The 13,399-nt window shown below is 59.5% G+C and carries 12 protein-coding genes; 8 read left to right on the top strand and 4 right to left on the bottom strand.

What is annotated here, in order from left to right:
- The first annotated feature begins 2 nt into the window (after positions 1–2).
- The 4 genes from AF70_RS03420 to AF70_RS03405 all read left to right on the top strand — a co-directional run bounded on the left by AF70_RS03420 (position 3) and on the right by AF70_RS03405 (position 4,502).
- Complete coding sequence (locus tag AF70_RS03420) at positions 3–1,529, top strand: efflux transporter outer membrane subunit (RefSeq protein WP_028941362.1); 1,527 nt, start codon at positions 3–5, stop codon at positions 1,527–1,529.
- 71 nt (positions 1,530–1,600) lie between these two features.
- Positions 1,601–3,097 (top strand): MFS transporter, encoded by a 1,497-nt coding sequence (locus tag AF70_RS03415; protein ID WP_155954679.1) that lies wholly within the window; start codon positions 1,601–1,603, stop codon positions 3,095–3,097.
- Between the two features lie 6 nt (positions 3,098–3,103).
- Entirely contained in the window at positions 3,104–4,135 is a 1,032-nt protein-coding gene (locus AF70_RS03410; protein WP_019580210.1) for an HlyD family secretion protein, read from the top strand.
- Positions 4,136–4,190: 55 nt separating this feature from the next.
- Positions 4,191–4,502: a hypothetical protein gene (locus tag AF70_RS03405; protein WP_019580209.1), complete on the top strand. Its 312-nt coding sequence runs from the start codon at positions 4,191–4,193 to the stop codon at positions 4,500–4,502.
- A gap of 5 nt (positions 4,503–4,507) precedes the next feature.
- On the opposite strand, the gene AF70_RS03400 is transcribed toward AF70_RS03405, so the two are convergent.
- The 3 genes from AF70_RS03400 to AF70_RS03390 form a co-directional block, all read right to left on the bottom strand.
- A complete protein-coding gene (locus tag AF70_RS03400) occupies positions 4,508–5,041 on the bottom strand; it encodes a hypothetical protein (RefSeq protein ID WP_019580208.1) in 534 nt (177 codons plus the stop codon).
- 82 nt (positions 5,042–5,123) lie between these two features.
- A complete protein-coding gene (locus AF70_RS03395) occupies positions 5,124–5,927 on the bottom strand; it encodes a putative hydro-lyase (protein WP_026286717.1) in 804 nt (267 codons plus the stop codon).
- A gap of 91 nt (positions 5,928–6,018) precedes the next feature.
- Positions 6,019–6,966, bottom strand: coding sequence for a LysR family transcriptional regulator (locus AF70_RS03390; RefSeq protein ID WP_018930034.1), 948 nt, complete (start codon positions 6,964–6,966; stop codon positions 6,019–6,021).
- A gap of 286 nt (positions 6,967–7,252) precedes the next feature.
- Between AF70_RS03390 and AF70_RS03385 the strand changes: the two genes are divergently transcribed.
- Both AF70_RS03385 and AF70_RS03380 read left to right on the top strand, forming a co-directional pair.
- Positions 7,253–8,548 carry an MFS transporter gene (locus AF70_RS03385; RefSeq protein WP_019580207.1) on the top strand — a complete coding sequence of 432 codons (1,296 nt, stop codon included), beginning with the start codon at positions 7,253–7,255 and terminating at the stop codon, positions 8,546–8,548.
- 120 nt (positions 8,549–8,668) lie between these two features.
- Positions 8,669–9,910, top strand: coding sequence for an OprD family porin (locus tag AF70_RS03380; protein WP_019580206.1), 1,242 nt, complete (start codon positions 8,669–8,671; stop codon positions 9,908–9,910).
- A 133-nt stretch (positions 9,911–10,043) separates the two neighbouring features.
- Here AF70_RS03380 and AF70_RS03375 read toward each other — a convergent pair whose 3' ends face one another.
- Complete coding sequence (locus AF70_RS03375) at positions 10,044–10,940, bottom strand: LysR family transcriptional regulator (RefSeq protein WP_178119827.1); 897 nt, start codon at positions 10,938–10,940, stop codon at positions 10,044–10,046.
- A gap of 99 nt (positions 10,941–11,039) precedes the next feature.
- Here AF70_RS03375 and AF70_RS03370 point away from each other — a divergent pair, with 99 nt between their 5' ends.
- Both AF70_RS03370 and AF70_RS03365 read left to right on the top strand, forming a co-directional pair.
- A complete protein-coding gene (locus AF70_RS03370; RefSeq protein ID WP_019580204.1) occupies positions 11,040–11,702 on the top strand; it encodes an NADPH-dependent F420 reductase in 663 nt (220 codons plus the stop codon).
- Between the two features lie 437 nt (positions 11,703–12,139).
- The gene (locus AF70_RS03365) at positions 12,140–12,991 is read left to right on the top strand and encodes a helix-turn-helix domain-containing protein (protein WP_028941359.1); all 852 of its coding nucleotides are present in this window, start codon (positions 12,140–12,142) and stop codon (positions 12,989–12,991) included.
- The last annotated feature ends 408 nt before the right edge of the window (positions 12,992–13,399 follow it).

Below are 13,399 nucleotides of genomic sequence, written 5' to 3'. Positions count from 1 at the left end.
CAATGACCTCACAACGGCTGCTTTCACAATTACGGCAGTGCGCAATCGCAACCCTAGGCGCAGTTTCGCTGGCCGGCTGCATGGTCGGCCCCGATTTCGTGAAGCCTGAGAATGGTCTTCGCGAAGTGGTGCTAGCGCCCAGACAGGACCACCCAAGCGTCCCCCTGACTTCCGACGCCGCAGTGCCCTCCCAGTGGTGGTTGTTGTTCAACGACGCCGTGCTCGCCGAGCTGCAATCACGTGCGCAGGCTGACAACCTTGATCTGCTCATAGCCTCCGAACGCATTGAACAAAGCCGGGCGCAACTGGGCATCGCCTCCTCGCAGTTGCTGCCCAGCGTGGCGGCCAATGCCAGCTACACGCGTGAGGGGCTCAGCGAACATGGCAAGTTCGCCGCCCTGGGAGCGCCTACTGCCCCCGATAATTTCTGGCAGCTTGGATTCGATGCCAGTTGGGAGCTCGATCTGTGGGGCCGTACCCAGCGCACGCGCGAAGGTGCTGCAGCGACCCTGGAAGCCACGGTGTATGACCGCGAAGCGGCACGGGTAGCTTTGTCCGCCGAAGTGGCGCGCACCTATTTGCAGTTGCGCGGAACGCAGGCACAACTGGACATTGCGCAGCAAAATCTGAGGATTGCCGAACGCACCCTCGGCCTGGCCGAAAGCCGCGAGCGTAACGGCGTCGCGACGCGCTTCGAAACCTCGTCCGCTCGCGCGCAATTGGCGACGATCAAAGCCTTGGTTCCCGATCTGACCCAGCGCCGCAACGCCCTGATGAATGCACTGGCGTTGCTGTTGGGAGAGCAGCCGCGCGCACTCGATGCGCAACTGCGTCAAGCCATGCCCTTGCCTTCGCTGCCGACTCGCGTACCGGTCGGCGTCTCTTCTGAACTGGCTCACCGGCGACCCGACATCCTGCGCGCCGAAGCCCAGCTGCATGCCGCGACAGCCGCCATCGGTGTGGCCAAGGCTGATTTCTACCCGCGTATCGGCTTGAAAGGAAAAGTCGGTGTGGAAGCTTTTGAAAGCGGCGATCTCGCGAGTTGGGACTCGCGCTTCTTTTCCGTCGGCCCGACGGTTTACCTTCCGATCTTCCACGGGGGGCGGTTGACGCAGCGCCTGGCCCTGAACGAATCACGGCAAAAAACCGCCGCGCTGGCTTATCGGCAAACGGTATTGCGAGCCTGGCATGAAGTGGACAACGCCCTGGATGCCTGGGCGGCCCAACAACGCCGGCACGCTGAATTGCTGGATTCGTATGAACAGAACAAGCAAGCACTGCAGTCTGCCGAACGCGGCTATCAGCAAGGCGCTACGGACTATCTGAGCGTACTGACGGCGCAGCTCAATGTGCTTGCCAGCCAAACCAGTCTCAACGACAGCGCGACCAACGCCACGCTCACCGTGGTCAACCTCTACAAGTCGCTGGGTGGCGGTTGGGACCCACAGGCTGGCATCGATCATTCGACGGCACCTCCATCGGTTGCCCTCGCGCCTCCGGTCGTTTCACCCTCGAAGGCCGACCAATGAACGGAGTCGCACTGTCGCCAGCGGACGTCCCTGCTACCACAACGCCCGTGGCCAATCCCTCGATACGCCCAATGGCAGGTCTCGTCGGGATTTTCATCGCAGCCATGATGGCTGGGTTGAACACCCGCGTCGGCGCATTGGCGTTGGCCGATGTACGTGGTGCACTCGGTTTTGGCCTCGACGATGCCTCCTGGCTGACCACCGCGTACAGCGCCGGGGAACTGATTGCCATGCCCTTTGCGGCATGGTTCGCCATTACGCTTTCGCTGCGCCGCTTCGAGCTGTGGATGCTCGGCAGTTGTGCGCTGCTGGCGGTGATCCTGCCCTTCATCCACGATCTGAACCTGCTGCTGACCTTGCGCTTTGTGCAAGGCATTGCCTGCGGCACGACGATTCCGTTGCTGATGATGGCGGCGCTGAAATTCCTGCCAGCGCCCATCCGGCTGTATGGGCTGGCGCTGTATGCGATGACCGCGACCTTCGCGCCCAATCTCTCGATCTGGCTGGCCGGGTACTGGACGGATGGGCTGTTCGACTGGCGCTGGGTGTACTGGCAGATCATTCCCCTGGCCCTCATCGCCGGATTGTTGGTCGGATGGGGATTGCCGCGGGAGCCCATTCAGATCGCACGCTTTGGGCAAGCCAATTGGTCTGGCATGGCTTGCGGTGTGCCCGCGCTCGGTTTGATCACCGTTGCACTGGATCAAGGCGTGCGGCTGGACTGGTTTCATTCGCCCTTGATCACGTTATCGCTGGTGGCCGGGCTGGCCCTGCTGGCCGTCTACCTGCTGACTGAGTGGTATCACCCCTCGCCGTTCATCAAATTGCAGATCCTCGGCCGCCGCAACCTGGGACTGGGCTGCACTCTGTTCTTCTGCCTGTTGGTGGTGCTGATGTCCAGCTCGCTCTTGCCGGCCAGCTTTCTGGGCCCGTTGCAGAACTACCGCCCCCTGCAAATGGCATCGATCGGTCTGATCGTCGCCTTACCGCAACTGGTCCTGGGGCCTGTCGTGGCGCTGCTGCTGTATCAGAAGTGGATCGATGCGCGCCTCGTGTTCGCCTTGGGGTTGTTGTTGATCGCGCTGGCGTGTTTTTGCGGCGCGCAATTGACCTCCGACTGGAACCGCGAGCAGTTCGTCGTGGTGCAAACGCTGCAAGCCTTCGGCCAGCCAATGGCGGTGGTATCGATGCTGTTTCTGGTCACCAGCGTTGTGCAGCCCCCCGAAGGACCTTATGTGTCCGGCACCATCAACACCCTGCGCGCCTTCGGTTCATTGGCCGGTGCGGCAGTGGTCGGACAGCTGATGACCGTGCGCGGTCGTTTCCATGGGGAAATGCTGCTGGACCATGCGGCCCTGACAGATAACGCCCTGGCGCTTGAGCCGTCCCAATTGATGGACCTCATCGGCCAGCAGTCCCAGGTGCTGTCGATCGCCGACGCCTATCGCGTGCTGGGCATTCTGGCGCTGGTGTTGATTCCTCTGGTGCTGCGGCTGACCTACATCCCCGCACCCGACGTGCGCGCGGCCTCACCCTCTACCTCTCCTTCATCTTCCTCACACGGATAACTCATCATGGCCTTGCCAAAGAAAGCCAGGATCATCAGTGCGGTGCTACTGCTTGCAGTGGCGATCGGCGGTGTTCTCTATCTCAATCGCCCCGAATCCAGCGCATCGACCCAGTCCACGGACGATGCCTACGTCCTCGCCGACTTCACCACGGTTGCACCGCAGGTGTCGGGAACGGTCGACTCAGTGATGGTCGAAGACAACCAGCTGGTCAAGAAAGGCGATCTACTCGCGATCATTGACGACCGTGATTTCGTTGCGGCCCTGAACGCGGCAAAGGCCGAGGTCGCCAGTGCCCGGGCCGGCATCGCCAGCCTGCAAGCGCACCTGATTCAGCAGGAAACCGCCATCCGCCAGGCCCAAGCGGCCGTTGCCGCAGACGACGCTGCGCTCAAGCTGGCTAGCGTCAATCAGACCCGTTATCGCAACCTGGCCACCGACGGCTCGGGAACGGTGCAAGCGCGGCAACAGGCCGAAGCGCAATTGAGCATTCAACAGGCCCGTGGGGAAACGAGCCAGGCGGGTTTACAGGCCGCTCGGCAACAAGTGGATATCCTGAAAGCTGATCTGGAGAAAGCCAGGGCGGCTCTTGCCCACGCGCAAGCCGCACAAGCCACCGCAGAGCTGAAACTTTCTTATACCCGCATCACTGCGCCGATCGGCGGCACGATCGGGCAGAAATCGGTACGTATCGGTGCCTTCGTCAATGCAGGGAAACCCTTGCTGGCGATTGTTCCGCTCGATGCCGTCTATGTCACGGCCAACTACAGGGAGACGCAACTGGCGCGCGTACAAAAGGGTCAAGCCGTGGATATCGAGGTGGATGCCTTGCCGGGCGAGACGCTGCAAGGAACGGTGGACAGCCTGGGGCCGGCCAGCGGAGTCACCTACTCCGCCGTTGCGCCACACAACGCCACTGGCAACTTCACGAAAATCGTCCAGCGCTTGCCTGTACGCATTCGCATCGATCCCGATCAGCCCGCGGCGGCGAAGCTGCGAGTCGGCATGTCCGTGACGCCGAAAATCCGTATCCGGTGATATGACGCCGGCGTGTCTCGTTACAATGCTCCAAAAGCCACTCCCAAGAATGAGAATGACCTTGCAGAGCCTAACCCCGATACCCGCCCTCACCGCCCGCGAAGTCTGCCAACGCCTGCGAGACGCCGCCCTGGAAGTCCTCCCGTTGCGGCGCCTCCACGAACCGTGTGAACCCGGTCAGGTACAGGTCGATATCGAAGGCTGGCGTCTGACCCTCGACTTCGACGGCGACCGCTTGCACCACTGCCAACACTGCCGGAGCCCGGACGGTCGCGAGGGAACACTCCAGGCCTGGCGTTACGGTACAGACCCGGTCAGCTTGCTGAGCACCTGGGAGTTGGCGCAGGTCGAGCGGCTATTGAGCTAACGCGATCAGCTCTGTTTCACGTACTGGATCACCTCTTCAAGCGTGTCTATGTCTGGAGCATTGCTCACTAACGCTTGCGGGCAGCACCATGGGTAATCCAGATGCGATAGCCACTCCATGATGCAGTGCAGATCAGTCGCTGGCAGGGTTTTCATGTGCTCAATGGTGATAGTGAGCCTCTGGACAAGTCCCGACTCGGGGCTGAACTGCCATTCATACAGACCGCAACCGACCCGGGCGTCGCCGGAGTGCTTGTCGGACATGCCAACCAGCCATTTGCACTGGAAGGTTTTGGCCTGCGGTTCAGGCGGGTGTCCCAGGCAGAAGGTATAGACGTTTTCGAAGGTCTGGCCGAACCGCCTGACCAGCACATCACCGATAGGCCCAAGGCCTTCGACGTGGGGTGGAAACGAGATGGATCCGGTGTGCACGACCATGTCCAGTATCGCGTCTGGCGCAAAGGCCTGGTCTAACAAATGTGGACGGTTGCCGTCCTTGGCTTTGATGTACTGTCGAATCGATAGTTGAGCAGTGTTCATTGTTTGTCCGTCGTATCCATACTGGGTTGAGAGCCGCCTCATTCGAGGCTCACATGACTATGACACATGAGCCCGTACGCCTTTACAAAGCACTATTCCATAAATCCGTCACCAGCATGCAACCGGGCGCATGGGTGATGCACAGCGGCGGACGTGAAGCTTGCACCACCGATTGCGGGGTCACGCCGCAGGCCCAGAACACCGGGATTTCGTCGGCCTCGATCGGTACGGCATCGCCGTAGTCCGGGCTGCTTAGCGAATGAATGCCGATCAGCGCCGGATCACCGATGTGTACGGGCGCCCCATGGACATTGGGCATGCGTGCGGTGATCTGAATCGCCTGGATCGCCGCGGCGGCTTTCATCGGGCGCATGCTCACCACCATTTTGCCAGACAGGCGAGCGGTGGAGCGTGTGTCGATGTTGGTCCGGAACATCGCGACATTGCGCCCCAGATCTATGTGCCTGAGGCGGATACCAGCCTCAAGCAGGGGTTGTTCAAAAGAGAACGAGCAGCCGAGGGCAAAGGCAACCATATCGTCCTGCCACAAATGCTCGATATCCGACGGTTCTTCGCTCAACTCGCCATGGCGATAGACCCTGTATCGGGGCACGTCATGGCGGATATCAATGGCCGTCCCGAGATTACGAAAATGCGGATCACCCGGCTCGGTAACGTCGAGCACCGGACACGCCTGCCGATTGAGCGTGCAATACCGGAGAAATTCGTTAGCCCAATCATTGGGCAGAATCACGATATTGGCTTGCACCCGACCTTGGGCCAGACCGCTGGTGTGGTCCCGATATTGCCCGGCGGCGATGCTTTGGCGCAGGGCCAGAGGGGAACGCTGCTGCAATTGCTCAAAGGACAGGACTGACTGATTCATCACGGCATCTCTTCAGGTTCGATGACTCTTTTTAGAAAACCATGACGACGCCGTCCAACTAGGAATGTTGTTACCCCCGAACAACTAATAGTTATTCAAGGGGCTGTCGACTGTTGAGACCGGGCGTTGGAACCATTCGAAGCGGGCCGACATCTTCAGCGTATTGGCAAACCACTTGGCGGCTCATGTTTACGATGCTCTCGATCAATTCCAGGCCGACCCCGGCGCGCCACGAAGCCACGACATCCAATTGCGGCAAGCTTGTGCCCGGTTCCAGCTGAATCAGCTCGCCACTGGCCAAGGGCTTAGCCACTAATGCGGCCGGTAATGCGCCAATACCGAAGCCGTCTCGAATCAACCGGGTCATGGCCGAAACAGAGTTGACGCAACTGACTCGCGGCGTACTGATGCCATGGGCGTGCAGAAGGTTGAGTACATCCTGATGAGGTCGTGAGTTTTTAACGAAGGTGATGATGCGCTCACTGGCCAACTCGGCAAGGGAGGCAAAGGGTCGGGCATAGATCGAGTTGCTGGCGGCGATCCAGTGCATGGGATAGTGCGCCAGTTCGAGATTACGTACGCTTTCGTGGCGGATCAGGTCAGTCTGGAAAACGATGTCCAGATAGCCCTTTTGCAACTGGTCGCACAGGTTGCGCGCGGCGTCGGCGTTGATCTCGATTTCCACGGTGGGGAAAGTCTGCATCAAGGTCGACATGAACGGGCTGAGCCAGGTGTGGATCACCGTATCCATCACGCCGATACGCACCAGGCCCTGCTGCTGGCTGGTGTTGTCCAGCGAGTGCTTCAACGCTCGCTGAACCTCAAGCATCTGCTCGGCATAGTCGAGCACTTTCACACCTTCGGGTGTTAGCGACACCCCACGCGAATCACGCACGAACAAGCGCAGGCCCAACTCCTCTTCCAGCGAGGCAATCCGGCTGGAGATAGCGGCCTGAGTGCTGAACATTTTCTCCGCGGTCAGGCTGAAGCTTTGCAGTCGGGCAACCCAGACGAAGGTTTCGAGAAATTTGAGGTTCATGGCGACTCTCGTGGCTTTCGCAGCTTTTGTATGTGGGAGTGCGGACACTGCTCTCCCACAGGGAAACATGTTCGGCACCCGGCAATTGTTACTCCAGAAGCCGTCGCGCAGGTATCAAATTTTCTTATGTGCAACCTCGCTTTTTTCCCGTTTGACGCCATTCTGCCTCGGCGCGAAGAATCCACGCCATGACGCAGCCACTGCGTCTGCCCCCCCCACGACACCGCCTTCACAAAAAAATAATGAGGCGTGTCCGTCATCTTCGCTTGCTGCCGCAGGAACCCCTATGGAAAAGACCATAATTGACAGCGTGCCTTCAGGCACGGGCCGCGCCGGCCCGTTCAGTTGGTACGGCCCTCTGTCAAAAAATGAAAAACGCACATTCTGGAGCTGCAAAATCGGCTATGCCCTGGACGGCATGGACACTCAGATGCTGAGTTTCGTTATTCCTACGCTGATCGCCACCTGGGGCATCTCCAAGGGGGATGCCGGAATGATCGGCACCTGTACGCTGCTGGCCTCGGCGGCAGGCGGGTGGGTTGCCGGGATTTTGTCCGACCGCATCGGCCGGGTACGAACCCTGCAACTGACGGTCCTGTGGTTCGCGTTCTTCACCTTTTTGTGTGGGCTGGCGCAGAACTACGAGCAATTGCTGGTGGCCCGGACGTTGATGGGCTTTGGCTTCGGTGGTGAATGGACGGCGGGCGCGGTGCTGATCGGCGAAGTGATTCGCTCACAGGATCGGGGCAAAGCGGTAGGCATGGTGCAGGCCGGGTGGGCTCTGGGTTGGGGGCTGACGGCGTTGCTCTATGCCGGGTTGTTCAGCTTTCTACCGCCGGAAGAAGCCTGGCGGGCGCTGTTCATGATCGGGTTGGTGCCGGCGTTGTTTGTGCTGGTGATTCGCCGGCTGGTCAAGGAATCGGACACCTTTGAGCACACCCGGCGCGAGCGCAAGGCCAAACCCGAGCAGGATTCGCCGTGGGCGTTCTTCGAAATCTTCGCACCACGGATGCTCAGCACCACCTTGCGTGCGTCGTTGCTGACCACCGGCGCACTGGGCGGCTACTACGCGATTACCACCTGGTTGCCGACCTACCTGAAAACCGAACGGGGCCTGAGCGTGCTCGGCACCGGGGGATATCTGGCGATGGTTATCGTCGGTTCGTACATTGGTTATGTGACCAGTGCACTGCTGACCGATGCCATCGGTCGCAAGAAGAACTTCATCCTGTTCGCTGTCGGCTCCATGGCGATAGTCCTGGCCTACACCCAGTTGCCCATCGATAACAGCTTGATGCTCTGGCTCGGGTTCCCGCTGGGCTTTTTCGCCTCGGGCATCTTCGCCGGCATGGGGGCTTTTCTCACTGAGTTGTTTCCGACTCGCATGCGTGGTTCGGGCCAGGGCTTCTGCTACAACGCCGGACGCTCCATCGCCGCGCTGTTCCCGTTGTTCATCGGTGCGCTGAGCGACAAGCTGCCAATTGGTACGGGTATCGGAATCTTCGCAGCAGGTGCTTATGGCGTGGTGATTCTGGCGGCGCTGAGTCTGCCGGAAACCCGCGGTCGACAACTCGAGTCCTGAGCCTCGACACGTCTGAGCAAGACTGCTCAGACGTCGCTGATCCATTTCTTATCGACAACATCGGTCGCGAGCGGCAACGCCCCCGAGAGGGTTCGCTCGCGCCTGCAAAAGGAGCATGGCATGAACGATTTCATTTCCACCCAGCGCGTGTACGTCCCGGTTGGCACATTGCTCGGCTTGAGCCTGTTCTGTGCACCGGCTGCCCAGGCGGATTTCATTGCCGACAGTAAAGGCAGTCTCGAAGCGCGCAACTTCTATTTCAATCGCGATTTCCGCCAGGCAGGTTCGCGGGACAAGGCAGAGGAATGGGCGCAGGGTTTCCTGTTGCGGATGGAGTCCGGTTACACCGCCGGCACTCTGGGCTTTGGCCTGGATGCCTTGGGCATGGCCGGTTTCAAACTGGACTCCGGTGGGGGGACGGCGGGCACCAATCTGTTGCCGGCGGATTTGTCCGGTGGCTCCCAGAATAGCTACAGCAAATTGGGCATGACCGCCAAAGTGCGCTTGTCCAACAGCACCCTGAAGCTTGGGACTTTGCAAATCAAGGACCCGGTAGTGAACTCCAATGACACTCGTTTGTTGCCGTCAACCTTCAAGGGCGGCATGGTCAATGTGCAGGAAATCGACCGTTTGAAGCTCACAGCCGGTCAACTCACACAGATCAATGTCGTTGACTCCACTAATTATCAGAACATGACCGCCAACCGCATCGGCGGGCAAAGCGACAAGTTCCAGTTTGCCGGGGCTGACTATCAGTTCATGCCAAACCTGACTGCGCAGTACCGCTATGGCACGTTGGAGAATATCTACCAGCAGAACTACCTCGGGCTGGTGCACTTGCTGGACCTGGGCAAGGGCCAGTCGCTCAAGAGCGACGTGCGCTATGCGCGCAGTACCGAAGACGGCAGCTTCCGTAAGCTCGACAACAAGGCCTTTGGTGCACTGTTTACCTACAGCCTTGGTGGCCATGCCCTGGGCTTCGGCTACCAACGCATGAGCGGCGACGATCCGTTTCCGTATATTGGGCGCAGCGATCCATTCCTGGTCAACTTCGTGCAGATCGGCGACTTCGCCAACATCGACGAGCATTCCTGGCAAGCACGCTACGACTACAACTTTGCCGCACTCGGTGTGCCGGGGCTGAGTTTTATGACCCGCTACATCTCTGGCGACAATGTGCAACGCGCAGCGCCAGGTGAAGGCAAGGAATGGGAGCGCAACACCGATATCGCTTACGTGGTGCAGGACGGTACGCTGAAAGGGCTGGGCCTCAAATGGCGCAACGCGTCGGTGCGTTCGAACTTCGGTAATGATCTGGATGAGAACCGCTTGATCCTCAGCTACACCCTGGCGCTTTGGTAAATGCCTGTCAGTTAAGGCGCAGCTTCTTTTGCCGGCTAGCTTCAGGTCAAGCCTATGAACCCTCGCTACCGCGGAATACACAAGGCCGAGATCAATCACAATTCAATGCGGCTGAGACAACTCAAAAGCCTGCTCAAGGAGCACCAAAGCGGGCGAGCGCAGCCTCGATAAATCGTCGGAGTTTGGCTGTTCTCTGACGATTGGCCGTGTAGAGCAAATGCATTTGTCGGCTCGGTGCTTCGTAATCAGCTAACAGTCGAACCAACTCGCCGCTGCGCAACGCGGGCTCAAGAAAGTCTTCGGGACCAAGGACAATCCCGAACCCGTCCAGCGCTGCCGACAGCAGCGCTTTGCTCTCGTTGACCTGCAATCGACTGGCGACTTGTACCCGTTCAACTGCGGAGCCTTTGCAGAATACCCATTCGCGGTCGGCCGGCCGGGACCAATAGGCATACCCCAGACACTCATGGTTCTTCAGATCATCCGGTATTTGCGGCACTCCGCGGTCGGTCAGGTAGCTCGGTGCCGCACAGGCTACCAACCGATAAGGTGCCAACGGCCTGGCGGTCAAACTGGACGCGGTCAACGGGCCAATTCTGAAAGTCACTTCATAACCCTCCTCCACCAGATCGACGAAGCGATCGGTCAAATGCAAATCGATTTCGACTTCCGGGTGTTGACGCAAAAACTCCGTCACAAAGGGCATGAGGCTATAGGAGCCGAACGTTACGGGAGCGCTGATTTTCAGTTTGCCGCGCGGGGTGTCGTTCATGATCTGCGCCAGGGAGTCGGCAGCCTGAGCTTCGCTCAAAATGTGCTTACAGCGTTCGTAGTAAGCACTGCCCAACTCAGTCAGGCTCTGGCGTCGGGTGGTACGGTTCAGTAGCCGCGCACCTAGCCGCTGCTCAAGCGCGGCAACATGCTTGGCCACCATCTGCGCCGACAGGCCCAATCGCTCGGCAGCACTGGCATAGGAGCCGGATTCCGCCGCCATCACAAACGCTCCCATGCTCGTCAGACGATCCATCATTCAACACTCCTGGTAACGAGACTAAGTAGCCGATGATTATTTATCTGCCATTGGTTGGCAATCATCATGGTTTCTTCTTTTTAGCAGCGGAGCAAGGACATGCGTATCGGCATTATTGGGGCAGGCTTCATCGGACGTGCAGTGGCGCAATTGGTCATCGCCGCGGGACACGAGGCGATGCTCAGCAATTCACGTGGGCCACAGACCATGAGCAGCGTGCGCAGTGGCATTCCTGGCAGTCAGGTCGGCACTATCGAGGACGCAGCACAATTTGGCGAAGTTGTACTCGTGGCAATTCCTCTTGAGCATTACCGAAGCGTGCCAGCCAGGTGGCTAGAGGGTAAAACCGTGCTGGATGCCAATAACTACTACCCGGAACGTGACGGTCACATTGCCGCTCTCGACCGATTCGAAACCACCACCAGCCGCTTGCTCGCCGAGCATCTGCCCCACTCCAGCGTGGTCAAGGTGTTCAATGCAATCCTCGCCCAGGACCTGGTGCAGGACGCGCGCCCGAAAGCAGCGCCCGACCGACGCGCACTGCCGATCGCGGCGGATGATCCGGCGGCGAAAGCGCTGGTGATCAAGTTGTTGGACGAGATTGGATTCGACGCGGTAGATGCGGGCAGTCTTGATGAAAGCTGGCGATTCGAACGGGCTAAACCCGCCTACTGCATACCGCTGGATAAAGAGGGGCTGAAGGTTGCCTTGGCTGCGGCGCATCGGCAGGTCGAATTGCCCGAGGGGTCGTGGCGCCGCTGAATAGCCCACAACCTGCTGGATCGAGAGAAGGCTTGGAGCTGACTGCGGACAGTGTCAGCTTTGGGTTGTGGATTCAACCGATCGACGCAACAGGCAGCATTCGGCCAAAAGCAGCCATTAGCAGGAGACTGCTTTCGTCCAAAAGCCATAACTCGTTTGAACGGTGCCTGGTGCTGGCATAATCCAGGCGTCACGAACCCACTTGATATTGCTCAGTGTGAACTGCCGCTGCAGCACGTATTTGCCCCAAACCTTGGCGGAGGTCTAGACACAAGGATCTTGGAAACAGATGCAGGTCGTGGAGAGAATCGACCTATCCCCTGCCAGGAGGATCCATGCTCCTATGTGGAGGGATGGCCGGATGTCATTACACTAGTGGCTCGTGATACTTTCCAGCTAGGCCAAGGCCTCCTTTTCTATCCGAGTCTCTACACCTCATGTCGAGCATTGCCGTTACCGATCTGACCTCCACCATGGACGTCGACAGCGTCTCGCGGCCGGTTGTGGCTCTGAGTGCCACATTGGTCGCCAAGGACTGGGAAAATGCCACGCATCAGCACCGCAAGGCGCAGCTGATCTACTCGGTTCGCGGCATCCTCAACTGCGAAATCGAAGAAGGCGTCTGGATCGTGCCGCCGCAGTGCGCCTTGTGGATCCCCGGCGACCTGCCCCACTCGGCCTGGGGTTCCGGTGAAGTGGAGTGCTACTGCCTGTTCGTCGAGCAGGATGCCGCGCCGGATCTGCCGACCACCTGCTGCACAATTTCGGTATCGCCGCTGCTGCGCGAGTTGCTGCTCAAGGCGACCGCCGTTCCCGAGCTGTACGCCCCAGGCGGACGGGAGGAACGGCTGCTGGCGGTGTTGCTTGACGAGCTGGTGGCGGCGCCGGTGGAGGACCTGCACCTGCCCATGCCGCGCGACCCACGCTTGCGTCGCCTCGCGGAAATGATCCTAGCGACGCCGGCTGACAAGACGTCGAAGACCGCCTGGGCGACGCGCATAGGTATGAGCGAGCGCAGCATGAGCCGCCTGCTGCTGCAGGAAATTGGCATGAGCTTCGGGCGCTGGCGTCGGCAGCTGCACGTGATCCTGGCGCTGCAACGGCTGACCAAGGGTGACAGCGTGCAAACGGTGGCGCTGGAACTGGGCTACGAAAACGCCAGCGGCTTCGTCACGATGTTTCGCAAGGCGGTGGGCAAGCCGCCGGCTCGCTACCTTTCGGATCGCACCGGCAGCGCGGTGACGGCAGCTGCGCCCGGAATCATGCTCCCCGATCCGATCGCCCTCTGATCCAATCCGCCTGTCCTGACGCAAGCCTGCGCTGCTTTATCAAAAAGCCGCGGACTTCAGCGAAGCCCCCACGCACCCGGCAACGCCGCTCGCCCATGAAGACGACCGCGCACAACGGCGACATCGCCGCATGTCACGCCGGCCGTTTCCCCCTCGTCAGTCCGCCTGGCAAGCCGACCATATTACGTAATTAACCATAACTATTACTCAAAACGGCCAACGGGAGGGCGCGATCATTATTGGCCGAATCGAATAACAATCTGGCCTGATTTCACCATCATGGCGCATTGCCTTTGTTGTTAAATGCGCCATCTAAATGCAAATGAGTATTGCTTAAATGAACGCTTCATCCATTACAGGGAAGTCTCGCTCGTCTCTTGCTCTGTGCGCCGATTCAGTCGCCTGTCC

It is taken from the genome of Pseudomonas sp. KD5 (genome assembly GCF_012932895.1).
Classification (GTDB): Bacteria; Pseudomonadota; Gammaproteobacteria; order Pseudomonadales; family Pseudomonadaceae; genus Aquipseudomonas.
The sequence above is the reverse complement of the archived record's forward strand: the minus strand, read 5'-3'. Positions and strand labels throughout refer to the sequence as shown.

What these genes read in the sequence shown, in the direction of transcription:
- AF70_RS03375 (WP_178119827.1), bottom strand. Translation starts at nt 10,940, where the DNA reads ATGATGGATCGTCTGACGAGCATGGGAGCGTTTGTGATGGCGGCGGAA.
- AF70_RS03405 (WP_019580209.1), top strand. Translation starts at nt 4,191, where the DNA reads ATGACCTTGCAGAGCCTAACCCCGATACCCGCCCTCACCGCCCGCGAA.
- AF70_RS03390 (WP_018930034.1), bottom strand. Translation starts at nt 6,966, where the DNA reads ATGAACCTCAAATTTCTCGAAACCTTCGTCTGGGTTGCCCGACTGCAA.
- AF70_RS03370 (WP_019580204.1), top strand. Translation starts at nt 11,040, where the DNA reads ATGCGTATCGGCATTATTGGGGCAGGCTTCATCGGACGTGCAGTGGCG.
- AF70_RS03415 (WP_155954679.1), top strand. Translation starts at nt 1,601, where the DNA reads ATGGCAGGTCTCGTCGGGATTTTCATCGCAGCCATGATGGCTGGGTTG.
- AF70_RS03400 (WP_019580208.1), bottom strand. Translation starts at nt 5,041, where the DNA reads ATGAACACTGCTCAACTATCGATTCGACAGTACATCAAAGCCAAGGAC.
- AF70_RS03395 (WP_026286717.1), bottom strand. Translation starts at nt 5,927, where the DNA reads ATGAATCAGTCAGTCCTGTCCTTTGAGCAATTGCAGCAGCGTTCCCCT.
- AF70_RS03385 (WP_019580207.1), top strand. Translation starts at nt 7,253, where the DNA reads ATGGAAAAGACCATAATTGACAGCGTGCCTTCAGGCACGGGCCGCGCC.
- AF70_RS03365 (WP_028941359.1), top strand. Translation starts at nt 12,140, where the DNA reads ATGTCGAGCATTGCCGTTACCGATCTGACCTCCACCATGGACGTCGAC.
- AF70_RS03380 (WP_019580206.1), top strand. Translation starts at nt 8,669, where the DNA reads ATGAACGATTTCATTTCCACCCAGCGCGTGTACGTCCCGGTTGGCACA.
- AF70_RS03420 (WP_028941362.1), top strand. Translation starts at nt 3, where the DNA reads ATGACCTCACAACGGCTGCTTTCACAATTACGGCAGTGCGCAATCGCA.
- AF70_RS03410 (WP_019580210.1), top strand. Translation starts at nt 3,104, where the DNA reads ATGGCCTTGCCAAAGAAAGCCAGGATCATCAGTGCGGTGCTACTGCTT.